The 22,800-nt window shown below is 52.6% G+C and carries 18 protein-coding genes and 1 tRNA gene; 6 read left to right on the plus strand and 13 right to left on the minus strand.

What is annotated here, in order from left to right; genetic code table 11:
- Nucleotides 1–56 precede the first annotated feature (56 nt).
- From QHL1GM_RS15225 to QHL1GM_RS15235, 3 genes are read left to right on the plus strand one after another with little or no spacing between them, the layout of a single operon-like run.
- A complete protein-coding gene (locus tag QHL1GM_RS15225; RefSeq protein WP_071695217.1) occupies nt 57–1,481 on the plus strand; it encodes a DUF262 domain-containing protein in 1,425 nt (474 codons plus the stop codon).
- The gene (locus QHL1GM_RS15230) at nt 1,478–3,508 is read left to right on the plus strand and encodes a DUF262 domain-containing protein (protein ID WP_071695218.1); all 2,031 of its coding nucleotides are present in this window, start codon (nt 1,478–1,480) and stop codon (nt 3,506–3,508) included. Before QHL1GM_RS15225 ends, QHL1GM_RS15230 begins: the two co-directional genes overlap by 4 nt.
- On the plus strand, nt 3,501–3,737 hold the full coding sequence (locus QHL1GM_RS15235) for a hypothetical protein (RefSeq protein ID WP_071695219.1): 237 nt from the start codon (nt 3,501–3,503) through the stop codon (nt 3,735–3,737). Before QHL1GM_RS15230 ends, QHL1GM_RS15235 begins: the two co-directional genes overlap by 8 nt.
- Nucleotides 3,738–3,893: 156 nt before the next feature.
- Here the strand turns inward: QHL1GM_RS15235 and QHL1GM_RS15240 are convergent, their stop codons facing one another.
- The 11 genes from QHL1GM_RS15240 to QHL1GM_RS15290 all read right to left on the minus strand — a co-directional run bounded on the left by QHL1GM_RS15240 (nt 3,894) and on the right by QHL1GM_RS15290 (nt 17,229).
- The gene (locus QHL1GM_RS15240) at nt 3,894–5,642 is read right to left on the minus strand and encodes a type I restriction endonuclease subunit R (RefSeq protein WP_217648549.1); all 1,749 of its coding nucleotides are present in this window, start codon (nt 5,640–5,642) and stop codon (nt 3,894–3,896) included.
- A 15-nt stretch (nt 5,643–5,657) separates the two neighbouring features.
- On the minus strand, nt 5,658–6,914 hold the full coding sequence (locus QHL1GM_RS15245) for a DNA-processing protein DprA (protein ID WP_071695220.1): 1,257 nt from the start codon (nt 6,912–6,914) through the stop codon (nt 5,658–5,660).
- A complete protein-coding gene (locus QHL1GM_RS15250; protein WP_071695221.1) occupies nt 6,911–9,022 on the minus strand; it encodes a RecQ family ATP-dependent DNA helicase in 2,112 nt (703 codons plus the stop codon). Before QHL1GM_RS15250 ends, QHL1GM_RS15245 begins: the two co-directional genes overlap by 4 nt.
- 18 nt (nt 9,023–9,040) lie before the next feature.
- Nucleotides 9,041–10,096 carry a restriction endonuclease subunit S gene (locus tag QHL1GM_RS15255; protein WP_071695222.1) on the minus strand — a complete coding sequence of 352 codons (1,056 nt, stop codon included), beginning with the start codon at nt 10,094–10,096 and terminating at the stop codon, nt 9,041–9,043.
- A complete protein-coding gene (locus tag QHL1GM_RS15260) occupies nt 10,093–12,234 on the minus strand; it encodes an N-6 DNA methylase (RefSeq protein ID WP_071695223.1) in 2,142 nt (713 codons plus the stop codon). Before QHL1GM_RS15260 ends, QHL1GM_RS15255 begins: the two co-directional genes overlap by 4 nt.
- A gap of 119 nt (nt 12,235–12,353) precedes the next feature.
- Nucleotides 12,354–12,908, minus strand: a complete 555-nt coding sequence (locus tag QHL1GM_RS15265; RefSeq protein WP_071695224.1) for a DNA-binding protein — start codon at nt 12,906–12,908, stop codon at nt 12,354–12,356.
- Nucleotides 12,908–14,011: a helix-turn-helix domain-containing protein gene (locus QHL1GM_RS15270; protein WP_217648550.1), complete on the minus strand. Its 1,104-nt coding sequence runs from the start codon at nt 14,009–14,011 to the stop codon at nt 12,908–12,910. Before QHL1GM_RS15270 ends, QHL1GM_RS15265 begins: the two co-directional genes overlap by 1 nt.
- A gap of 385 nt (nt 14,012–14,396) precedes the next feature.
- Nucleotides 14,397–14,663, minus strand: coding sequence for a hypothetical protein (locus tag QHL1GM_RS15275; protein WP_071695226.1), 267 nt, complete (start codon nt 14,661–14,663; stop codon nt 14,397–14,399).
- A gap of 155 nt (nt 14,664–14,818) precedes the next feature.
- Complete coding sequence (locus QHL1GM_RS15280) at nt 14,819–15,772, minus strand: TraI domain-containing protein (protein WP_071695227.1); 954 nt, start codon at nt 15,770–15,772, stop codon at nt 14,819–14,821.
- Complete coding sequence (locus QHL1GM_RS15285) at nt 15,759–16,997, minus strand: tyrosine-type recombinase/integrase (protein WP_071695228.1); 1,239 nt, start codon at nt 16,995–16,997, stop codon at nt 15,759–15,761. The genes QHL1GM_RS15280 and QHL1GM_RS15285 overlap by 14 nt, the downstream gene beginning before the upstream one ends.
- The gene (locus QHL1GM_RS15290) at nt 16,990–17,229 is read right to left on the minus strand and encodes a hypothetical protein (protein ID WP_027957726.1); all 240 of its coding nucleotides are present in this window, start codon (nt 17,227–17,229) and stop codon (nt 16,990–16,992) included. Before QHL1GM_RS15290 ends, QHL1GM_RS15285 begins: the two co-directional genes overlap by 8 nt.
- Nucleotides 17,230–17,380: 151 nt before the next feature.
- On the opposite strand from QHL1GM_RS15290, the gene QHL1GM_RS15295 reads away from it, so the two are divergent.
- Nucleotides 17,381–17,602, plus strand: coding sequence for a helix-turn-helix transcriptional regulator (locus tag QHL1GM_RS15295; protein ID WP_071695229.1), 222 nt, complete (start codon nt 17,381–17,383; stop codon nt 17,600–17,602).
- Nucleotides 17,603–17,766: 164 nt separating this feature from the next.
- On the opposite strand, the gene QHL1GM_RS15300 is transcribed toward QHL1GM_RS15295, so the two are convergent.
- Nucleotides 17,767–17,843 (minus strand) — tRNA-Met (locus QHL1GM_RS15300).
- Nucleotides 17,844–18,114: 271 nt separating this feature from the next.
- On the opposite strand from QHL1GM_RS15300, the gene phbB reads away from it, so the two are divergent.
- Nucleotides 18,115–18,861 carry an acetoacetyl-CoA reductase gene (gene phbB / locus QHL1GM_RS15305; RefSeq protein ID WP_071695230.1) on the plus strand — a complete coding sequence of 249 codons (747 nt, stop codon included), beginning with the start codon at nt 18,115–18,117 and terminating at the stop codon, nt 18,859–18,861.
- A 61-nt stretch (nt 18,862–18,922) separates the two neighbouring features.
- Here the strand turns inward: phbB and QHL1GM_RS15310 are convergent, their stop codons facing one another.
- The gene (locus QHL1GM_RS15310; RefSeq protein ID WP_071695231.1) at nt 18,923–21,739 is read right to left on the minus strand and encodes a DUF349 domain-containing protein; all 2,817 of its coding nucleotides are present in this window, start codon (nt 21,737–21,739) and stop codon (nt 18,923–18,925) included.
- A gap of 228 nt (nt 21,740–21,967) precedes the next feature.
- Between QHL1GM_RS15310 and minC the strand changes: the two genes are divergently transcribed.
- Nucleotides 21,968–22,714: a septum site-determining protein MinC gene (minC, locus tag QHL1GM_RS15315; protein ID WP_071695232.1), complete on the plus strand. Its 747-nt coding sequence runs from the start codon at nt 21,968–21,970 to the stop codon at nt 22,712–22,714.
- The last annotated feature ends 86 nt before the right edge of the window (nt 22,715–22,800 follow it).

The raw sequence follows: 22,800 nt of genomic DNA on the forward strand, positions 1-22,800 counted from the left end.
GAGTTGTGACAGGAAAGATCAAAATCACCCCCGAGATGCTGGAGGACTGACCAAAGATGACGGTTCAGGTTGCAACATGCAGTGCTGCCCAGTTGTTTTCCGGTTACTTGCTGGGAGATCAGGTTACGGGTGATGCTCGCATTCTCAGTAGTGATGGCACGGCCATTGTTGGGGAGTTGACGATTCCCGAGTATCAACGCCCTTACTGTTGGCAGGATACCCAGTTGAGCGTCTTACTGCAGGATATTACTGAACACAGCAGACACCACCCGGCGCTGTCTTACTACCTTGGCAGCCTGATTCTGCATCAGGCCCATGGTCAGTTGAATATTATTGATGGCCAGCAGCGCATCACCACCTTAGCGTTGATGGGTTGTTTACTACAATCGCACAGCGAAATTCAGGCTTCTTTGCTACAAGGGTTGGAGTACGAGCATCCCATCAGTCAGCAGCAGATCAAGCACAACCTGAAATGGCTGAAAGAGAAATTCAGCAGCCAGCCGGAGTATTGGCAAGGTTTGGTGGATTTTAACAAGCTGCAGTTCACACTGGTGGTCACCCAGTCGGAAGACGACGCTTACCGCTTTTTTGAAACCCAGAATACCGGGGGTGTGCGTTTGGGTGGGCCGGATATTATTAAGGCGCACCACCTGCGTGCGGTAGATAAGCTGCATCAGAAGCCGTTTGCCAAACAGTGGGAATCCTTGGGCAAGCTGGATGACACCGTCAGCGCGCTGTTAAAGGGCCGCTATTGGCAGCGGATCGGTATGCGTGAGCTGCCTTCGCATCAGCAAAAAAAGCAGCTGCGGGACTGCATCGTGTCGGAATTCGCACAACAAACCGGCAAGGGTGAAGATATCGCTTTTGGCCGTACCTATCGCTACACCGGACTGTCAGGTGATGTCAGCCACCATCAGGCGCAACAGGGCTACGATGTGCGCCAGCCGCTGAATGCCGGGGTCAATACCATTCGTTATCTGAGCTATTTCCAGGGCTTGTATAACGGCTACTGGGAAAAACCCGACTTGCCCCATCTGCCCGGCTATCATTCACTCATCGTCTGGCTCAAAGGCATGGAGGGCTGCGGCTATCTGGAAGGTTTGTACAAAGCTTGCCTGCTGCTCTATATCAGCCAGTTCGGCGAGAACCAGCTGGAACAAGCAGCCAAAAAACTCTTCCTTGTGGTGTATTCACGTCGGGTCAGCAATCAGAAAGCCGTGCGTGAAAAATCAATTTATGCCTTTACCAGAGAGTATCCGGTACTGGATTGGATCGGGCTCAGTTACACGCCGGAGCAGTGTTTCGCCTATCTGGATAGCTTTGTGTTAACGGTGGAGGGCAGCAATCTGGATAAAAACAGTGTGAAAAAACGTTATATGGACAAAGTCTGCGAGTTCTTTGCTTTGGAATTGAAGCCTGGGCAATACAAAGAAAGCTTTGCTCAGGCGCTCACTCTTAAAGTGGCAGGAGATCCACTATGAGTTCAGTGGCGACCTGCCATCAGGTGAACACAGAACTACTGACCTTGCAGAAGGTGAACGACCGCGGCCTGGGTTTTCTGATTCCCAGTTATCAGCGGCCCTATGTCTGGTCAGACGACGATGTGGTCAAGTTGTTTGAGGACATTAAAGAGGCTTTCTCAACCGGCGAGACGCAATACTTTATTGGTAGTTCGCTTTCTGCTCGGCGAGCTTTTGACGATCGAGAAGTGTATGAACTGATCGACGGGCAGCAGCGCACAACGACCCTGATGCTCATTTCTATCGCCTTCAAGGCAAAGGCAGAGGGCGTGTATTCGAAACTGGCCGAAGTATCGCTGTTGGCTGAGCATTCACGCCTGAGCTTCGAGATCCGCGATTCTGTCAGCAATCTGCTAGGCAGTTATGCGGGGTTGGAAAAACTTCCCCGGCCAGGGGATGAAGAAATCAAACACGATGAATACCTGAAATCGCTGGCAGCCAACCTGACAGTGCTCCAGCAGCAGGTCGAAAGACTGAAAAAGGACCCTGACTTTGATCTCGGTGCTTTTGCCGATTACCTGTACAGCAAGGTTATTTGGGTCAATAACATCGTGCCAGTCACCATGGACCTGAACCGCCTCTTTGCAAGCATGAATACTGCCGGCATTCAGTTGGAGCCGGTGGATCTGTTGAAAGCTCGCCTCCTGAAGAAGATCAACACCGATAAAGCGTTGTATAGCAAGATCTGGCAGGCTTGCGAGCATCTTGAAAACTATTTCGAGCGCAACCTGCGTCAACTGTTTCCCCAAACCGGTTGGAATGATCTGGAATACAAGGCTCTGAAACGGTTCAGTGGTGCCTTTTCACAACCGGAAAGCGCATCGGGCATAGAAGATAGCAGGGGTAAATCAGTGGTTCTGTTATTGGCAGAGGTGAATGCCGGCGATGCCCCGGAAAATGCCAAAGAGATAGAATTGAACGACACTACGGAAAATATCGACGCAGAAACGGTGTACTGTCGTTCCATCATCGGCTTTGAGCTGCTGCTGATTCATACCCTGCGAATTTTTCATGCGCAAAAGGGTTGGCCTGATCTGGGGCCACGCATCAAAGCCGGTAACTTACTAGCCTGCTTTGAGGGGTTGCTAAAGCAGGATGAGGCCGTCATTAAGGCCTTTATCGAGCTACTGTGGCAAGTGCGCTATCAGTTTGATACCTGGGTGGTGAAGTGGGTTGAACATGATGACAGGGAAGACCCTCAGTTACGTTTAACCACCATCAGCCGATCCTTGTCTGGAAATCATTACTACATCAACCGTACGGCAAAAGATCTGGGCGAATTGGTGCAGTTGCAATCTGTGCGTAATTTTACCGGCGATCGCTCAGCCCAGTATTGGCTAACAGCACTGCTTGGTCGCTTGATTGACCAGCCTGATATGACGGACTCACAGGTGCTGGCAACACTGGAACAGCTGGATAACGAACTGTCGTTAACCACTGAAACCCAGAAAGAAGCCAGCTTTAAAATAGCCAGCGGGCGGCACCCAGTGTTGGCTGCCTGGTTCACGAAGGAGCGGTATTTGGATACGCCCCTTGGTACCAGTTTTGAGCACTACTGGTTTCAGAAGCTGGAGTATCTGCTGTGGAAGAATGGCGATAAGCGCAATGACAAGCTGAAACGCTATCGCATCACCTCGAAGAATTCTATTGAGCATGTGCATCCTCAGAATGAGGAGCATAAAACTGTCCTAGCAAAGAGTTCATTGAATGCGTTCGGTAACCTGGTGCTATTGAGCCCGGGTGAGAACTCATCCTACAGTAATCAGACTGTGCTCAAGAAAAAGGCAGATTTTCAAAGTAAACCCCGGTATGACTCATTAAAGCTCAGAGAGATTTTTGAGCTGCACACCGATGTCGGAAATCAGTGGGCCGAGGCAGAACTTGCCACACACCAAAAACGGATGCTTGAGGTGCTGCGCACACACCAAAAACGGATGCTTGAGGTGCTGCGGATGCATTACCAACAGGGAGAAGGCAGTGATGGTTAGCCAAACCAATGAGCAGACACTGGAGACTACTATCGAGCAGGCCTTCACTGGTATGACAACCGAAGAGCTGAAAGCTGCCGGCGATGTGAGGAAAACACCGGCCGACGATCTGGTGGCCAACAGCGGTTTTCGTCTTGGCTTGCCTATGGTTTTTAAAGCCCAGTACGTCATTGATGAAAAGCTGTTCTGGCGATTTTTTGGAGCAAATTCAGAGCATTCAGCTGGCTAAGCTAAAAAGCATAATCCTGCTGACTGGCAGTGCAAGCTACTGGAACGCTATGACCGGCTGATGAAAAAGCACATCCTACATCTACTGAAAAAGGGCCTGTCAGTCGATCAACGGCTCATGGATCCTCCTAACTTTTAGCATAATACCCGCAGGTGTCTACGAAACCTGGGGCGATTCAGTCCGAATCTCTTCCTGCCAATAGAAAACCATGAGCTTATGCATGCGCAAGCAGGTTATCTTGTCAATGCAGACGAACATGCCCTTGCCGGTCTCCCAGCCGTTAGCGTAGTGGGCCACAAAATCCCTGGCAATTTGATCGAGCCGGCTGCTGGAGGTGATGATGTGGTAATCCCGTTTAAGCTCCCGTTCTAGACGCTGCTGGACATCCAGGTCGTCAATTTCGAGCTCATCCAGCTTTTCCGCAATCTTCTCGTTCAGGCCTTTCGGATCTGCAACGCTATGCCGATTGCCATCTTCGTCTGTGAACAAGAGCTCCTCACCACGGGCATCGTAATACAGCGGCACTGTGGCCTTGTCTTCCACTGCTCTTTGAAAATCATAGGTGGATATATAGTCACCAAAGACTTTTTTGGTGATTTCATCATCCTTGAACAATGGAGTGCCGGTAAAACCAATGAAGCTGGCGTTGGGAAGAGCGTTTCGCATATTTAGAGACAGGGTGCCGTACTGTGTCCGGTGGGCTTCATCGGTCACCACGATAATGTCATCGCGGCTAGAGTATGGATTCTCAGGTTCAACCTTCTCGTTGAACTTCTGAATCAGCGTGAATACGAAGGCTTTTTGCTGGCCAATCAGGGCCTTTAGGTCTCTTCCGTTTCCAGCGCGGCATGGGTCTCTGTCGTTATCCACCAGCCCACAACCGGCAAAGGTTTTGTAGATTTGCGTATCTAGATCTTCCCGGTCAGTCAGCAACACAAAGGTGTAGTTACCACCGAGTTTTCGATGAACCATCTGAGCGAAAAACACGATTGAGTAGGACTTACCGGACCCTTGCGTGTGCCAGAAAACTCCAAGCTTTCCCTCGCGTTCCTGCCGGTGTTTTACCGCTTCGATAGCTCGGGTTACCCCAAGGTACTGATGGTTCCGGGCGACAATTTTTACCAGTCGGCCAGAGCTCTGGTCGAATAGGGTAAAGTTCTCGAAGATGTCCATTAGATTGTGTCGGCTGCATGTGCCCTTCAGCAGAGTTTCCATGTCAACGACACCGGTATCTTCTTCGTGCAGGCGCTTCCAGTCGTTAAAGTGCTCGAACTTACTAGAAACCGAACCAATTCGGGCATCAATGCCGTTACCCAGAATGATAAAGGCGTTGTGGTAAAGTAGATGGGGCACGGTGTCTTTGTAATCGGCAAGGTTTTGCTCATAAGCCGCCCGTATGTCTTTGTGGACGTTTTTTACTTCCATGAACAATAGGGGAATGCCGTTCACAAATCCCGCCAAATCTGCCCTGCGGCGATAAATATCGCCTTTCACCCAGAACTCCCGCACCAGCAGAAAGTGGTTGTTCGTGTAGTCGTGGAAGTCGAACAGCCGCAGTCGTTTCTTGACCCGCTCTCCTTTGTCGTTCAGAAAGCTGACCTCAACGCCGTTCTTGTGCAGTGCGTACTTTTCCCGGTTTACCGCCAGAATGTTGGCTGTTGCCGGAATCTCGGTCACGATTCGAAGAGCTTCCTGATAGGCTACCTGAGGCAGTCCCGGGTTCAGCTCTACGAGCTTTTCCCCCAGATAGCGGGTTAACACCACTTCCCGCTCCGAGGTGCGACCAAGGTCACCCTCTTTGCCAAGGCGCTCATGCATGCCCATGACGGATTGGTTCCACATGAGTTCATTCAGCAAATAGTCTGCGGTAACTTCCTGAACCAGGGTTTCTTCGGTCATGGCCATAACAACGGGATCCTTTTACTGCTCGGCCTTAATGAATTGATAGCGTACTGGACGGCTCAGCTTCTTGATCTGTTCCTCGTTTACAGCACGCTTTAGCCATTCGTTAACCTGGGTTTTATGCAGTCCCAGTTTTTCCGCAATGTCTTCTGCTGCAAGCGGTTCTTCGGCCAACCGGGCCAGCTCCTGCAAGAATAGCTGGTAGAAGTCCGCGGGTTCCGCACCTGCTGAACTGTGCTCGTTGTCGGTCGCAAAATCTGCCGTCTCTTCTTTGGCAGAAAACAAGGTCGGCTGTGACTGCTCAGCAAACCGATCATTGCTTTCAGTAACTTGATGTCCATTGAGGTTAGGGCTCTCAAGCAACTCTCTGACAGAAATCTTGTCGGGGCTGCTTTTACACCAATAGCCACCCTGATTCACCAGATCCGTATTGGCGGCGGCAGGGTCATCGGTCGGTTTTACCCAGAGAGGCACCCAGCCGTGTTTCAGGTTCTCCTTAGCGCCGTTAAAAGTGCCGCCTTTCTTGCCGGAGTGGATCACCAGCGAACTGTCTGCCAGGCAATAGATGTATTTGTTTCTTGCCATGGCATTGCCAGCGCTGAAGCCCGCCTCGGGGTAAAATGGGGACACCAGAACAAGGTTGCCGTCCATCAGGCCTTTACGCCACTTTGCGCTGGTGGCGGCTTTCAGAAGACTGTCTGCCATAACACCGATCGTAGGGCCGCCCTCTTCAATAGCCCCAAGCATGGCGGTTTCATCCACGCCACGAGCTCCACCAGACACAATGGCGATACCCGCAGAGGCAGCCTTGGTGCCAACCTGCTGAGTGAACTGCAGGTCTCCTTCATTAGCGCTGCGGGAGCCAATGATCGCAAGGCCGCCGGTATTGAGAAGCGCTTTATTGCCGCAGCCAAATAGCACCGGAGGTGAGTCGGTTTTGAGCCTGCGTTTCAGGCGCGCGGGGTATTCTTTGTCTGAGCGGGTGATTACCCAGAGGCCAGCCCGTTGCCACTTCTCGACCGCCAACGCCAGGCTGTGGCCACGGTTCAGCAAGTTGACAATACGATCGTGGGTGATCTTGGCATCGTGCCAGCTCTTCAACAGGGCCTGCGGGTCAGTCTTCAGCAAATCAGCCGGGGTGCTGTTCTGGTCCCTCAGCCAGAGCGCAAACCGGCCCCACTCTTTGTTGGTCAACGGCCGCACCTGTTCCGACGAAGCTTTGGAGAAATAGCTGGTCAGCAATAAGGTGGCTTGTGCGGTATGGGATAGATTCATGAGTCTTTTACCGAAGAAGAAGCCAAAGCAACCGGGTAAACAAAACCGCTGCCGGATTGTTGTAGCAAGGCGGCAATAACGGTCAACGTCCACCCTGAATCAACAATATCATCTACAAGCAAAACCGGCTTTTCTGGTATGCCTTCGGTGATCGAAAAGGCACCATCCAAATTCCGGCACTGATGAAAACGATTTTGCTGCCCCTTCTGGGGTTGGTTTTCCTTGATCTTGGCCACTGCATCAATAAACGGCAAGTTCATTTTTGTGGCTAGGCGGCGGGCGAAATCCGGCACCAGCTCCGGATGATTACTCGAGGGTACACAGCAAACCCATTCCGGAGCAGGATTGGGCTGCCAGCGCTGGAGGATCATCTCTGCAAGAGCATCTGCCAGGTCATCGCTGAAGCGCCCGGCGTGTTTTTGATCTGCAACCATACGGCCCCATCCGGCATCACCCCAGCGGGACAGGACGCGGCCTTCCTGCGTCCGCAATTCCTGCGGAAGGTTACCTTTGAACCCATACTCCAAAAAGGCATTCGCCGCGACCTGGGCTTTGGGTGAAATCACCATTTCAGCGTTTTTCAGGAATGTTGCTGCCTGATGGGTCAGTGCAGGGTCAATCGTCTGGTTGATCACTGGTTGTTCAAGGCAGGATTCGCACTTTCCGCAAGGTGTTGTGTCGTTGTCATCCAGTGCTCGACGAAGAAAGGCCATCTTGCAGCCGGTTTCGTTCAGGTAAGCTTGTACCTCAGCCCATTCCTGTTCCCGCTGATGGGTCAGATGGTCAACTCGGGCCTGATCCATGGCAAATGGGACCGCAGTTCTGCGCCATTGGTTGCCCATTTTGACCACCGGTGCCGGGTTCTCGACGCTCAGCAACTTGAGGACTTTCTCGATTTGTCCATGGCGAAGGTTAGTTTGTTCTTCGATCGTGCGAATTGATAAACCGTCACTTCCTGCGAGCACCTGCAGTATTTCATGCACGTGAGCTTGGGAAGGGAAAGCTGAATCTCGGAAGAACTCGTGAATATCGCCATCTTCGGTTCCCGACATCAGCACGCCAACGGCACGGTCTATGCCTCGGCCACCGCGGCCTACCTGCTGGTAGTAAGCCACGATGGAGCCCGGAGCTTGATAGTGAATCACAAAACTGAGGTCCGGCTTGTCGTAACCCATCCCCAGCGCAGTGGTGGCAACCAGTACCTTGAGGTTGTTATTTAGCAGCAGTGTTTCCAGGTGTTGGCGATACAGGTTGCTGTTCTCGAAACCATCCGCCTCAATACTGCCGTGATAAGCCTTTGCGTCGATACCCTGTGCATTTAACCATTGGGCTACTTGTTCTGCATCCCGTACCGTGAGCGTATAAACGATGCCGGTTCCCTCTAACGTCGGGATTACCTGGGCCAGCCACGCCAGACGCGAAGCCTGGTCGGGCAGAACCAAGGTCTGCAATGCGAGGCTTTCCCGGGTCAGCGGCCCCCGCTGAATCCTGATATCGCCGAGCTGGGTTTGAATGTCTGCAACAACCCGGTTGTTGGCGGTTGCGGTAGTGCCCAACACGGGAGTGTTAGGGGGCAGCTGTTGGAGGATGCTCACAATGCGTCTGTAGTCGGGCCGGAAGTCGTGGCCCCAGTCAGAAATACAATGGGCTTCGTCAACCACCATCAGTCCAATCCGGTCGGCTATAGGCTGGAGCACGGTTTCAATAAAGCGATCGTTGGCCAGGCGTTCCGGAGAGATCAACAGGCAGTCGATTTCGTTATCTAGCATACGCTGGGTAACGGTCTGCCAATATTCGCTGTTCGTGGAGTTCATGGTCTCGGCCACAATGCCGAGATTGCGAGCCGATTCGATCTGGTTACGCATCAGGGCCAGCAGGGGCGAGACGATAATAGTTGGTCCCAGCCCCCGGTCCCTGAATATTTTGGTACTGATAAAGTACACCGAACTTTTGCCCCAGCCGGTGCGCTGCACAACAAGCAATTTCTGCCGTTGATTGACGATGGCATTGATGGCTTCCCACTGGCCCTCCCGGAAAGCCGCGTTAGGGTTGGCGAGGGCGGTTTGAAGAAGTTGTTCGGCGTTGGTTTTATCAGTCTGGGTGTTCATCGTCGGTCCTTGATGGGGTTATACGGTGAGCTCTCCACTCATGAGTTTGGGGAGGAGAAGGTCTCGGGCTTGGGCGAGCTTTTCGTTGTATTCCTGAAGTTTGATTATCTGGGCCTGGATGGGATTGGCCTCTTCGAGGAATTGCCCGAGGATGGTGTTGTCGGGAATCAGGATTTCTCTGCTGTAAGCCATGTCGCGGTTTAATCCTGGCACAGCAACATCTGTATTGATGAACTGCACGCTCTGAAGAGCATGAAAAAGAAAAAGATTGCTCTCTTCGCAGTTGATAAAATACACGGTATCGATCGGGTAGAAGTCACGATTTATCCAGAAAACACTCCCCACATTGCCTTTTCGCCCGATAACGATGCCGGGGCCTTTGCACAAAGCTTTTTCATGAGTGCCGACTTCACCGCTAGAACCATATACAGGGTAGGAGCCTGGCACCCTGAGTTCCGCCTTGAGTGCTTTTCCATAATTGAGTGTTGCAATCTGTTTGAGCGGTTTTTTTGCCCACCCCTCAGGAACACCGTCCGTAATACGGACTTGCTCGTGGCCGGGGAATCGCAGGTGAACGAACCACTCTTGATACAGCAGGTGGGCGAATTCATCCAGTAGTTGAATGCGGCGGCGGTTGTTCTCGACCAGGTCGTCGTATGGCTGAATTGCGTGCTCGATGTCTTTTTGTATGGATGAATCTGCGGCAAACCGAATTTTCCTCGCATGCAGATCATTGCGATTAACTCCCGGCACTGCCGCTTTATCGCTTTGCATCCCCCGCAATACAAATTGGAGGAAATAGTAGATGAATCTCGACCGGTTTCCTTTGAAATCTTGCACGTAGAGCGCTGTGTTAAGCGGCCAGCATTGTTCATCCAAATAATAGACTTCTCCCAATGTTCCATATCGCCCGGTCACGACGGCTGGCCCATCTATTTTTGCTTCGTTGTGAAAGCCTGTAATTCCAGAGGAAGAAACTACGGGAACCTCGCCATCTTTTCGCTTTGCGTGAGGTAGGTCATACCCCCTTTTCAAAGTGAGAACGTCTCCGAGGTGGCAGGTAATCCAACTCATACCCCCAACTCCTCAAAGTTCCGGGCAATCTTTTCGGCCAATTCTACCGCTTCAGCATTCAGCCCTGTCAGCTCGATGTGAATATCCTTCAGGGCTTCTTCGAAGTCGAAGTCCTCGTCCACATCTTCCGGTGCCACGCCCACATAGCGCCCAGGAGTCAAGCTCCAGCCGGCGGCTTCAATCTCGCTGATGTCCACCAGTTTGACCAGGCCTTCCACATTTCGCAGCTGGCCTTCAGGAAAGCGGCTGAGTAGCCAGTGGGCCTGCTTGTAGAAGTAACGAACCTGTTTTAACTGCTCCACGGCCACTTTGCGGGCTTCATCGGCGGCCCTTCTCAGGTTCTTGCGGCCACGGCCACTGAACAGAGTGCTGTCCCAGAGTTCGCTGTCTTTGGCTCCGTTGGCTTCGGCCTGCTCGATCACACGGGTGGCCAGCTTGTAAGCCAGGTCCACCTCTTTGATCATGTCACGGCTCTGATTGGCCAGGTCTTTCAGGCAGGCGTCCTTTTCGGTGAATTCCAGCAGGTTTTGGGCATCCTCGTAATCGTACAGGTTCCAACACTTCTGCAGGACGTTGGTAGAAATCTCGAGCACGGACCAGCAACCTTCTACAGCCCCTTTGGCATTTAGGAAGTCGACGTAATGCTCAACGTCTGTGCCATTCTTTTCCAGCTTATCCATAAATGGCTGAAAGGCTTCGGTCAGTTGATGGAGTTGGCTGAGGAAATCCGGCAACGGCTGGCAGGATGGCTCTTCGAGAAACTCGCAGGCGCGGGCCTCCAGAAGTGAGCGATCGATGTAATGTTTGACCAGATCGACAAACCGGCCATTTTGCCCTCGGTAGAGCCAAACAACCGCTGTCAGGTTCTGTTGTTGTTCGGGGCTGAAGTCGTAGATTTTTCGGGTGACCTTGCGGTAAACGTTGCGGGCATCCAGCATCAGCACCTTGTCTTTCAGGTGTTCCGGTTTGTTTTTGTTCAGAAACCAGAGCTGGCATGGCACAGAGCGGGTATAGAAAAAGTTGCCCCGGATATCCACCATGATGTCGACGTGGCCAGTGCGTACCAGTTGTTCCCGCACTTTGGCTTCATCCCGCCCAGCGCTGGAGGCCTGGCTGGACATCACAAATCCAGCTCTCCCTGTCTCGTTCAGGTAGCTATAAAAATACTGAATCCACAGGTAGTTGGCATTGCTCACTCTATTGTTTTTGTTAACACCTGGCAGCCCGAAGGGCAGCCGGCGTCGGTCGCCTTTAATCTTGTCGGCGTCAACTTCGTCCACGTTAAATGGTGGGTTAGCCATCAGATAGTCTACGGTGCCAAACAGGCCATCGTGTGGGTCGTTGTAATAGGTGATGGCCGTTTCGCCCCCTTCTACGTTGCCTTCCAGCCCGTGTACTGCCATGTTCATTTTGGCTAGGCGGGTGGTTACCCGGTTCTTTTCGTGGCCGTAAAAGGTGAGTTCGTGAGGATCCTGGGCATGGCGCTCCATAAAGTGGGCGCTTTGTACGAACATGCCGCCGGAGCCGCAGGCCGGATCAAATACCTTCCCATGGTCTGGTTCCAGTATGTTTACGATCAGCTGGACCAGCGATACCGGAGTGAAGAACTCACCTCCGTCATGGGCTCCTTGGTCGGCAAACTGGGTCAGGAAGTATTCGTAAATTCGTCCGAAGATATCTCCAGTGGCCCGTTGAAGCTCTTCCGGGTTCAGGTGCCGTAACAGCGTCCCGAGCACTTCGTTTGGGATGGTGTTGTATTCCTGCTTGGGCAGCTGGTTACGAAGGTTACTGTAATCCGCTTCGATAGATTCCATGGCCTGGATAATGGCCTCGGCCCGGTTGTCGGCATCGGTCAACGCTACGAGGTAATCAAACTGTGCCTCGGGTTTCAGGTAGATGGCACTTTTTTGGGAAAAGTCTTCTTTGGTTAATGCCCGGGTTTTTCCGCTCCGGCTGGGTAGTGTTTCTGAGATATTGTCCTTTACGGCGAGGTAACGGCTGAAGGCATGCCGCAGGAAAATGAGCCCCATAACGGGAAGGAAGTACTCGTTGCTGGCCAGTTCGGAGTTACCCCGCAGGGTGTCGGCTGCTTTCCACAGCCGTTTTTCGATTGCTTCAATGTTTTCCAGTTGTGCCATGGGGCCAAAATTCCTAGATATCTTTTGATTCATTCGTTTCGCTGACACCGGCACGGTCGTGCTAAATATTGTCAACGCACATAGCCCAGAAAGAAGAGCAAGGGTAAAAGTGATTCACTCTATTTTTGATCGCCAAACAAGCGCTCGAAATCAACCTTAAAGTTGGCAGGCATGTCTGAAAAATATCTCCAGAACTCAACCAGACCATGGATGGTTTTCATATCGGTATGGCCGCAGTCCAGCATGATTTTGAGCAGCTCCAGTGTCGGCATCACCTGTGCGTCGAAAGTTTTGGCTAACTCAGTCATGTCCTGATCATCGGTAACCATTGGAACACCTAGCTCCAACGCATAGGCGATATACCATGCGTCCACTCTGGACGGGCCTGGCAACTCAGTCTGTACATGATCCCAAACGTATTCGAAGGTCTGTTGGATGGACTTTTTCTGTTTTCTGCCGACCTGTGGAAAGTATTCGCGGTTCTCAGCGAATTCTTCTTCACCCACCCAGGGGAACTTGCTTTGCAACTTTGTGGCTGCCAGCTCTTTATTGAGTTCAGGCAGGATGTACAGGCAGTACTCGTCATCACCAAAGGGCACGAACAATAAAGGGCGTATGGTTTTGGCCAACCTCAGGTATGCGTTGGTATCAACGAGGATCTTCGATTGGGGCATCAGGTCAACTCTGCGTGGATACTCCGTGCATCCAGTAGCGGCATATCCAGCACAGTATGGACATACCCCGGTCCTTTATCGTGCTCTTTTAGGTATTTTCGGAGCAGGTTAAAGAACGGAGTTTCAAAAGCACTCTCTGCTTTTTCGATGTAGTCATGCGCGCTCGGTTTGCCATGTTCGTCGAGCTCGCTTCCCCCGAAAAGGGCTTCACTAAGACTGAGAAACTGCTGGTTAAATTTCGTTACAGCCCCGAAAAAGGATCTACCCATTTCAATTTCAGGCTTACTCAGATGGTTTGCGTACTTGTTAACCTGCTGAAAAATTGTGTTTGGTGAAATTACCTGCTGCTCGGCCATCTGCTTTAACGTGTTGATCTTTGCAGCCGTCGATGGCTTCCTGGCCAGAATCTCATAAGCTTGGGCGGCAAGCTCATGCGGGTAGAGTAAGCTTGCGGCGAAGGCATCTGCAAAATCTTCAGCTTCGTCGCCTTCAAGGCTTGGCGATAAGCAGTGCCCCAGCTCATGGGCCATCCAGAACTTGAAATCGTGGATGTTAGTATCCAAGTTCAGATAAACCCATGTGCTTCCTGAATCAGGAAGGTGTATGTGCACGGCGTTTTCATGGCGCTGTTTAGCCCCCCACATTACTGGCACCACAACAGCTTGAAGCTCACTAAAACGGCGAATCAGGTGAGTGAAATCGACGCACTCTACCGGCCCGAGATTAATATCTTCTCTGACTTTTTTTGTCACCGCGCGCAGGTAGTCATAATCGCAGCTTGGTGACTTGAGCACCGGTGGCATTTCAAAAGTATCAAACGGCAAGTAAGGTACAAGATGGCGCAAAAAGCGTCCGATCTCCTGCGCCTTTTCGATGTGATGATCCTTGGTTTTGGTGCCGCGCATTTTGCGGAACGCCACTTTCGGAGCATAAGGATCTTCTTTGATGACCAAATCATCGAAAGGAAGATTCAGCAACTTGCCGAACTGAAGTAGCTTGTTGGGGCGAGGAAAAGACTTGCTTGAGAGCCACTGGGAAACGGCTTCTTTCGTAACGCCGAGGGCATCGGCCACCGCAGTCTGCGTAAGGCCGGCTTCTTGCATTGCTCGCTGGGCTTTGGTTGTGTCTAGTCTTTTTTGCATGGCAGGCAGTTTAGATTCGTGTCAAGTTTTGTCAAGTTTTATTGGGCTTGAAGTTGGTTGGATTTGCTGGAATCCGGATTCTTTCCATTTGATTTTCAGCTGTTGTGCAGTGAGCGAGCTTCTTTAATTTCAAGGTGGCTTTGACAGGGCTTTGCCATTGGTTGCTCTGTGCCACCAGCTTGGTCCACCTCACATGTATTGAATGCGTATGATCGATGGTCTCCAGAGGCTTATTTGTCGGTCTGGGGGGCTTGGGTCGATGGGCGCCCGAAACAGCATGTCGGCGAGAATTCTGGGTCAGGAGTCGACCGGGTATTTAGTGTGCAGGATGTTTGTCGCAAGGGCGTCAGCCTGGGCGCTTCGCGCCACCCGTATCTACTCCGGGTATCCCGAGAGGACGGCTCTCAGCTTGGCGGTTGCAGTGGCGGTAAAGAGCAGGTGAGCCAGCACGTAAGTGGCGAGAGACCAGGAACAGCATCAGGCAGATCGCCTCGTAGTGCTTGCACGCTGCTGCGAGGGCTGCACGATCTAACACCAGGGCGGCCGTATCTTCAGACCAGCGCAGATATGTTATATGGATAAGCAGTGCTTCGGTGAAGGGATAGTGTTCCACTTTTGGCCCTCCTTTGGTCGCATGACGATACTGCTCCCAGGGATTGGATATATATCAGTAAGTTCTAAAGTTCCGCTTTTAACCGAAATCTGGCGCATAAAAAAAAACCGCCAAGCGAATTCGCTGGCGGCATTAAAATAGGGTTCTTCGTCACTTCATTGCATTTGCAACGCAGATTCTCCCGGTCGCCAAAAGAGATTTTGACCCAGTCGGCTGAAGCCCCAACCACCGGTACGGCTAAACGCTCGCTGCTGGTTATCTGTCATGGCGCTTTGCCCATCCGCATCACGGATATAACGGGCCAGTGTCATGGCCGCTGGCTGGCCGTAACGCGCACCCGGTGAAGCGCATGTCCAAATATGACGCAAGGTCATCGCAATATCAGGCTCATGTTGGTCCAAGTAGGCAAGGCCATAGGCACACGCTTCTAACGTAAACGCATCGTGGCTACAGAGCTTCCAGGCGGCATTTGGCTTGCCCTTGGAGTCATAAGTATATGTCTTACCAATATCGTGCAATAGTCCTCCCACGAAACAGGCTTCCTGCATGAGTCGAGGCATGGTTGGCTCGTTAAGGCGCAGCATAGCGACTGAGTGATTACCAACTTCCAGCGAGTGCTTTAGCAAACCACCTGGATACGCATGGTGATAATTGGCGCTGGCCGGCGCATTCAATAAAGCTTCAAGACGATCCTTACGTTCCAGTACCCGTGTCAAAAACGCTCGAAGGCATTCTGATTGTAGCGACTGTACGGTCGCGACTAACTTATCGAATACCTCTGGCATCGGGGAGTACACACGTGGCAACGATTGCAGGGTATCCATAGAGGTCACTTCAACCCGGGACGCCCTGCGGAACTCATCAAGAATGAATTGGCCTGACAAACACTTCACCCCAGAGGCGGTGACAAAATCCAAATGGCCGATGCGCTCAGGTACCGTTGTTTTGCTCAAGTTGAGCATCGCGATGTGATCCCCCACGCAATCGCTTAGCCGCAGCTTTAAGAAGGGCGTTTTCTCGTCATCAAACTCAACCACGCGTCCGGTAAGGCGGTAAGTGCCTGTGAAGGTGCGAGACAGGTGAGTCGGGACTTTATCAAGCCGTTTCATGGCGATGCTCCTTCTGGGGCTTGGTAGGCGTGGAATTGCCGAGCAAACGCTCAAAGGCTGAGCCATCCATACGGGTGGCATTGGGGACGTAACGGGAATAGACCTTGAACAGCATCTCGGTTGAACTGTGGCCTAGCATCCGGGCCACCCATTCTGGATTTTCGCCAGAAGCTAAAAAGAGTGTCGCGGCGGTATGGCGTGTTTGATAAGGACGCCGCTTGGTCAGCCCAAGAGACTTCAGCAAGGGATACCACACGCGCTTCGTTACGTTATTGTGATCAAGCGGCTGCCCCAACTGATTGCAGAACACATATTGGCTCATATGCCCAGTGGCGGCGTACTGCGTTTTGAGGGCGTCGTACACTTGACCAAACATGGGGATTTCACGCTGCGAGCCATCGGTCTTGGTGTATTCTGTTTCGCCGTTGATCAATGTTTCGCGTACCAAAATTTCCCGCTTAGCAAAATCAACGTTTTTCCACTTCAACCCATCGACTTCACCGGTGCGCATGCCGGTAAAGAACCGCACTGTGTAATAGTTGCAATAGTCTGCGCGGACGTTATCGATGATGCGTTGCACCTCATGTAGCGAAAACGGCTCGATATGCGTCTTCTGTAGCTTTAACGGCTTAATATTTTTGTACGGCGTCTCGAAATCGAAACGCTCGGCCGCCTCATCGAGCACCATACGCAAAATGGACATATGGCTGTTGATCGTTTTAGGCGATACCAGCCCCGTGGCCCCACGGCCCTTGCGCTTGGCTAGTTTGGTGCGGAACGCCAGGATGTCCGCCTTGGTGATATCTCCGATGTGTTTTTTCCCAAACGCTGGCTTCAACGAGCTATCCAAGATCGAACTCACATTGCGGACGTGGGAAGCACGCCACTGGATTTTGCTCTCGTCGAACCACTGATCAGAAAAATCATTGAAGAGTGGTGTCTCCACAGCCGGTAGAGTGTTCTTGATCTGGGCAGATTGAAGAGTTTGGTTTTTAGCGGTGTTATTTAACCCCAACTTCTGCAAATTTTTACTGCCAGGGAAAAACTCGGCATAGTCGAGATCATCTAGCAAAATCTTTGCTTCTACCTTTGCCAGTAATTGCTCCACCTTTTTTCTGTTAGTAGGCGTGTCTTTCAGTGCGGTTTGTTCACGCAACCGTAGGCCTTGGTAGAAAAAATCCAGATAGAGCTTACCCGTCTCTTTTCGTTGGCGAACCTTACCCATGGCTATAGCCTCCATTTGCCATCGGAATGGAAATAGTGCCATGAGCGGCTTTCAGCATTTCTTTTTCAACGGCTTCCCACAAGAACAAAATTTTCCGTCGGCCAAATGGCTTGATGTAGTGGGTGCCCTCGATAAGGACGCTGTCTTTTAGCTGCTGTCGGATAGTACGGCAGTCGTACTTGATGCGCTGGGCAAGCTCTTCGGTCGTGAGATAGGTATAAGATGATTCCATCGAAAGCCTCCAAAAGGAGTGGTATTCTGCGTGACTAAAAGGCATTCCAAATATCAGAATGTCACCCTGAATGACATTTTAGACAGCAAAAAACCATTTGCAAGCGTTTTTTGCCATTTAGGATGACAAAAAGCATTTGCAGGAGGTTTTGATGGTTCGTTGTCATCTCGCGCGCTTGATGGGTGAGCACAAAATGAAGATCGTGGATGTTGCGCGTGAAACAGGTCTTAACCGCAATACTGTTACGCTTCTTTATAAAGAAACCGCTCAGCGAATCGAGCTGGATGCATTAGATAGGCTATGCAAACTTTTCAATTGTAAGGTGGGTGATTTGCTTGAAATTCAAGAAGATTATGAGAAAAATGAGGAATGATTAATGCTGCCAATCGTTGACTGAAGGTCGTAAGTATAAATTTAAGAGGCAAGCAACGGAGCGAATGTGTCACATATACGTCACAGATGTGTCACAAGAAGTTAGCAGACGAACAGAAACAAAAAAGGCAGACCAGTAAGTAACTGATCTGCCTCTCAAAATATTGGTAGCGGGGACCGGATTTGAACCGATGACCTTCGGGTTATGAGCCCGACGAGCTACCAGACTGCTCCACCCCGCATCAACGTGTGGCGTATTCTACAGAAGTTTTAGGTGAAGTCAATAGAGGGATTAACACGTTCGGCTTATAGCGGTTGCGCGCCTGCTGCTGCAACATGGAGAAAGTGCAGCTATGCTTTACGTAGCTATAACAACAAGCTTACGTTGGTGCATTGCTCAAGCAAATAGTGCACCAGGGTAATACAGGCGCAGTCGCGCTTATTCACAATGGCTTGCGGCGCAAGGTGCGTGCTTAGAGATCCAAGCCATTTGTAATTTCAGGGAGGTAGTCAATGGCCAATCAAGCCCCCGTCGCCTGGGTAACTGGTGGAACTGGTGGTATCGGTACGGCAATTTGTCGTTCGTTGGCAGATGCGGGATATCTTGTCGTGGCGGGTTACCGCAACCCCGACAAGGCCAAAACCTGGCTAGAAACGCAGCACGCCGACGGCTATAACAATATCGAATTGTCGGGAGTCGATCTTTCTGACCACAACGCCTGCCTGGAAGGAGCCCGCGAAATCCATGACAAGCATGGCCCCATTAGTGTGCTGGTGAACTGTGCGGGGATTACCCGTGATGGCACCTTGAAGAAAATGTCCTATGAGCAGTGGTACGAAGTGCTCGACACCAACCTCAACAGCGTGTTTAACACCTGTCGTAGCGTCATTGAGATGATGCTCGATAGTGGCTATGGCCGGATTATCAATATTTCATCCATCAATGGTCGTAAAGGCCAGTTTGGTCAGGTCAACTACGCGGCGGCGAAAGCCGGTATGCACGGCTTGACCATGTCGCTGGCACAGGAAACGGCGACCAAAGGGATTACCGTCAATACCGTATCGCCTGGCTATATCGCCACCGATATGATCATGAATATTCCAGAAAAAGTGCGCGAAGCAATCCGGGAAACAATCCCGGTGAAGCGCTATGGCACGCCAGAGGAGATTGGCCGACTGGTCACCTTCTTAGCCGATAAGGAGTCAGGATTTATCACCGGCGCGAACATTGATATCAACGGTGGTCAGTTCATGGGTTAGCAGTTAGCCCAAGAGGAGAACGCAAACGGGAGGCTATAAGCCTCCCGTTTTCTTGCTAACGTTATGGCAGCGGGACTCGCGCCAGTCGGCTCAGCAGGTTATCCAACTCTTCTACTTCAGCCTCCCATAGCGTGGCTGGCATTGGCCCTAGCGCCAATAGCGCGACCAAAATATCAATCACTTCTTGATCACGGCTGCGCTCTTGATTGAAGCCTTCATTCAAACGCTCTACCTGAATCGCCAGGCGCAGCGGCTCATCGCTCTGCCGCACGCTACCCACGGCTAGCATCGAGAGGTGCACTCTTAGTCTGGCGAGGGAGTCGGCGAGGCGAGCGTGATCAGCGTCTGATAGCGGTACCGCGACGCTATGGCGATGTTGGTTGCGTGTGTTATGCGCCTCATTAAAGGTGGTAGACAGTGAAGTGCCGAGAACCGCTTGTGCGTCCACATCGCTTGGGGTTCCCTCGCAGAGGTAGCGCTGGTCGGCAGCCAAGTGAGCGCTCACTAATGGCATGATCGCGTGCCACTGTTGAACCGTATCGGCAACCGCCAGACGGTTTAAGCGTTCTCGGCGCGCACGCACGATGCCACTCATCCGCCGCTGCATGCCTTCGCTGCGCCGATTGCGTGGCAGCGGCTCAAGCTGATTGGCCTGTTCAATAAAGCGCTCTAGCGTGGCCGACTCACTCGCCTCAATCGGCTGCCAACTATCCATTGCGTCGATCAGCGTTTGCATCTCATCAAGTTGCTGTTGCTGGCGCGCCGCCTGCTCATTTTTATGCGCATCGCGCTGGGCAAAGAGTTGATCACACTCATGGCGAAAGGTTTTCCACAGCGTTTGCTCTTCGCCTTTGGGCGCCCGGCCTAAGGCTCGCCACTGCTGCTGCAGCTGTTTGGTCAAGTGAATGCGTTGTGCTAGGGGCTGGTTGTCGTCGCTGCGTAGCGCGCTTACCTGACTGATCAGTTCGCGTTTTTGCGCGGCGATCGTTTCAGCGCGCTGATCAATGAGTGTCTGCAACTGGTGACGAATAGTGCCAAAGCGTCGCCCAACGGCCTCGGAGCGTTCACGGGGAACGGGGCTGTAGTGCCGCCATTGGTGGCGCGCTTTGTCGCGGATTTGTCGCAGTACATCCGGGTCGGCGTCTTCGGCAGGCTGAGCCAGCAGGCTTTCAAGCTGATCACACAGTGCTTCGCGGGCTTGAAGGTTGGTCTCACGCTCTTCGCTGAGCTGATCCCGCCAAGGGGCGAGTCGCTCGTGGATGCGGTCCGAGGCGCTGCGGAAACGAGCAGACTGCTCGCGGTTGGCCGCCGCATCTCCCAGTGATTTCCACTCTTTGACCAGTTGGCGATGGTGGCGGTCAAGCGCTTCTTCCGCCATGTGGAGATCGTTAGCCAGTGCTTCGATACTGGCACATAGCTGCTCGCGCTTGGGCCCGGCGACAAACCCCCGCCAGTCGCGTAATTCCGCAAGCCGGGCGGCAAGGTGCTTTAAGCGCGCTTTGAGCGGTTGAGCGGCTGGGCTTTCCAGCGCTTCAATGCGCGGTTTTAGCCGCTGATGCAGGCGGCTGGCGCTTTTAAAGGCGCCGCGCTCTAACAAGTGCTCAAAGGTATCGAGTTCCGCGCCATGTGCCTCAAGTGTGGCGTTGTCTTCGGTAGGCTGCGAAGCCGCGTTGGTTTCAGTGTTAAGCTCCGCTTGGGCGCGGCCGAGCAGCGCGGGAGGCGTTAAAGCATCCGGCCATTGGCATTCGTTAATCAGGGTGGTCAGGTTGGCGTGGTCGCCGCTGGTCAGTGCAGTTTCGATGGAAGCGCTTACCGCACACCATCGCTGCCATGCCTCTAAGCACTGGTCGTAGTGTTGAATCGCCAGCGTATAGCGCTGGCGCATGGTCTCGCTGGGCGGGTGGATATCGGAAAGCGCTTGCCAGCGTTGGCTGAGCAGTTGGCGTTGGGCGCGCAGGCTGTCGATATCCTGTACGGTCATGGCTGAAGCGTGGCACAAACCGTCGAAAGTCTCTTCGATCCCTTCAAGCAACTGCTCGCGGGTGCTTTCGGCTTCCTCTCGGCGCTCGTCGCTCTGCTGGCGAGCCTGCTCCTGGGTTTCGTGGTCGTGTAGCGTTTTCCGGCAATCGATTACGGCTTGATGAAAGCGCTGCTCCTGCTCAACGCTTGGTGGCTGAGTTAGTTGTTCCCACTGCCGCTCAAGGTGGCGAAAGCGGCCACCGTAGAGCGGTTCCCAAGGCGCACGGGCGTGCTGCTCCAGTTGTTTCAGGAGCGTTTCGCGTTGCTGCTCTTCTGCTTCCAGCCATTGGGCGTCGCTACGCAAGCGGTTGAGGCGTTCCCTCGCTAGGCGCACCACTTGGCGGTCGCGGCGCGCCTCTTTCAATAACCGCTTAAGCCCCTCTTCGTCCTCAATGCGCTCGGCAGCCTGGTGGCGAACGGCGGCCACACCGTTGTGGCAGGCTTGATGAATCAGATCATTCTCATCGCTCAGTTTGCTCAGTGCGACCAAGCGTAGATTAAGGTTGTCGCCCTGTAGGGCCACTGCGCTCAGCGCCCGCGGCTCTTCGATCTGCTCGACTAATGATTGGCGCTGATGCAGGTCGGTATGGCCTTCACGTCCGCTGAGGCGTTGGCAAACGGCATTGAACCAGGCTTCATCCTGCTGATGGTGTGGGTAAGCGTCGACAAGACCTGCGCAGTCATCCAGAGCCAGCAGCGCGGCAAGGCGAATCTGGCTATCGCTATCTTGAGTGAGCGACTGCAGCGCTTGACGCTGCTCTGCTTGCTCGGGGTTCAGTCGTTGGAGGGCCTGACGGCGCACCTCGGGGTCAGGGTGCTGCCACCGAGGGGCGAACAGGCGTCTTAACAGTCCGTGCATGGATCATCCTGCTAGTATGAGATGCGTAGCATAAAAAAACGGCTCGGTGGTTGCAGTCACCGACGCTGTCGCTTAGCTTGGCCTTACTATGGTGTGATAAGCGTCTATTTTCTAGGTCACACTGCTTCTAAATCACACTGTTTTTAGACTACAGTGTTTCTAGACGACGAAATGCGTGATAGTACGCTACCTTTATCATCTTATATGAACATGACGGGGAGTTCGGCCATGAGCCTTAACGTGGATACTGCCGCAGTGGCCTTTACCTTTAAAGGCGGCATGCTGCCGATGACCGTCATGGAGCTAAGTAGTGCTGATCCGGAGCAAATCCGGCAGCAGCTGGCTGGCAAATTCTCCCAGTCTCCCGCTTTCTTTCAGCATACACCGGTTGTGCTCAGCGTGGAAAAACTCGATGAACCCCACTTAGCTCTTGAGCGCATTTGTGCCGTTTGCCGTGACCATAAACTGCTACCGGTGGCCGTGCGCGGAGGTACCGAGCCGGTACGTCAATCAGCCTGGGCGTTGGGGCTGGGCTGGTTTCCACCGGTGGCAGAGGGTCGTGCCCGGGTGCTTGAGAGTGTGAGTAACTCGCCGGTGCAAGAAGTCTCCCGCGATGAGGCGGTAAGCCAGGTGGAGGCGCCTTCGCTTGCCACGCGGCTTTATCGCGGTACCGTTCGTTCGGGGCAGCAAGTGAGCGCCTCCGATGGAGATTTGGTAGTAATCGGGGCGGTGAATGCCGGGGCAGAAGTGCTGGCAGCTGGCAGTATTCATGTTTATGGCGCGCTGCGTGGCCGTGCGCTGGCGGGCATTCATGGTAATACTCAAGCGGGTATTTATTGCCGTGAATTGGAGGCTGAATTGCTTTCAGTGGCAGGTAATTATAAACGTTCGGAAGATATCGATGCGCAGCTGCTGGGGCGACCCGCAGAGGTTCACTTTAAAAAAGAACAGCTTGAAATTAAGCCACTGGGGTAAGGTTTTTGTATGAGGCTGCGTTGGTGCTTCATGCCTAGCGACGCCGAAGACGCTATCCGTTACAGTATGGCATGTTGATGACATTG

The sequence above is a fragment of the Halomonas sp. QHL1 genome (assembly GCF_001882345.1).
GTDB lineage: Bacteria > Pseudomonadota > Gammaproteobacteria > Pseudomonadales > Halomonadaceae > Vreelandella.

Bases quoted from the DNA above. Each gene is read 5' to 3' on its own strand.
- QHL1GM_RS15250 (WP_071695221.1), bottom strand. From the start codon at position 9,022: ATGAACACCCAGACTGATAAAACCAACGCCGAACAACTTCTTCAAACC.
- QHL1GM_RS15285 (WP_071695228.1), bottom strand. From the start codon at position 16,997: ATGGGTAAGGTTCGCCAACGAAAAGAGACGGGTAAGCTCTATCTGGAT.
- QHL1GM_RS15295 (WP_071695229.1), top strand. From the start codon at position 17,381: ATGGTTCGTTGTCATCTCGCGCGCTTGATGGGTGAGCACAAAATGAAG.
- QHL1GM_RS15230 (WP_071695218.1), top strand. From the start codon at position 1,478: ATGAGTTCAGTGGCGACCTGCCATCAGGTGAACACAGAACTACTGACC.
- QHL1GM_RS15290 (WP_027957726.1), bottom strand. From the start codon at position 17,229: ATGGAATCATCTTATACCTATCTCACGACCGAAGAGCTTGCCCAGCGC.
- QHL1GM_RS15260 (WP_071695223.1), bottom strand. From the start codon at position 12,234: ATGGCACAACTGGAAAACATTGAAGCAATCGAAAAACGGCTGTGGAAA.
- QHL1GM_RS15280 (WP_071695227.1), bottom strand. From the start codon at position 15,772: ATGAAACGGCTTGATAAAGTCCCGACTCACCTGTCTCGCACCTTCACA.
- QHL1GM_RS15235 (WP_071695219.1), top strand. From the start codon at position 3,501: ATGGTTAGCCAAACCAATGAGCAGACACTGGAGACTACTATCGAGCAG.
- QHL1GM_RS15245 (WP_071695220.1), bottom strand. From the start codon at position 6,914: ATGAATCTATCCCATACCGCACAAGCCACCTTATTGCTGACCAGCTAT.
- QHL1GM_RS15270 (WP_217648550.1), bottom strand. From the start codon at position 14,011: ATGCAAGAAGCCGGCCTTACGCAGACTGCGGTGGCCGATGCCCTCGGC.
- QHL1GM_RS15265 (WP_071695224.1), bottom strand. From the start codon at position 12,908: ATGCCCCAATCGAAGATCCTCGTTGATACCAACGCATACCTGAGGTTG.
- minC (WP_071695232.1), top strand. From the start codon at position 21,968: ATGAGCCTTAACGTGGATACTGCCGCAGTGGCCTTTACCTTTAAAGGC.
- QHL1GM_RS15255 (WP_071695222.1), bottom strand. From the start codon at position 10,096: ATGAGTTGGATTACCTGCCACCTCGGAGACGTTCTCACTTTGAAAAGG.
- QHL1GM_RS15240 (WP_217648549.1), bottom strand. From the start codon at position 5,642: ATGGCCATGACCGAAGAAACCCTGGTTCAGGAAGTTACCGCAGACTAT.
- QHL1GM_RS15310 (WP_071695231.1), bottom strand. From the start codon at position 21,739: ATGCACGGACTGTTAAGACGCCTGTTCGCCCCTCGGTGGCAGCACCCT.
- phbB (WP_071695230.1), top strand. From the start codon at position 18,115: ATGGCCAATCAAGCCCCCGTCGCCTGGGTAACTGGTGGAACTGGTGGT.
- QHL1GM_RS15225 (WP_071695217.1), top strand. From the start codon at position 57: ATGACGGTTCAGGTTGCAACATGCAGTGCTGCCCAGTTGTTTTCCGGT.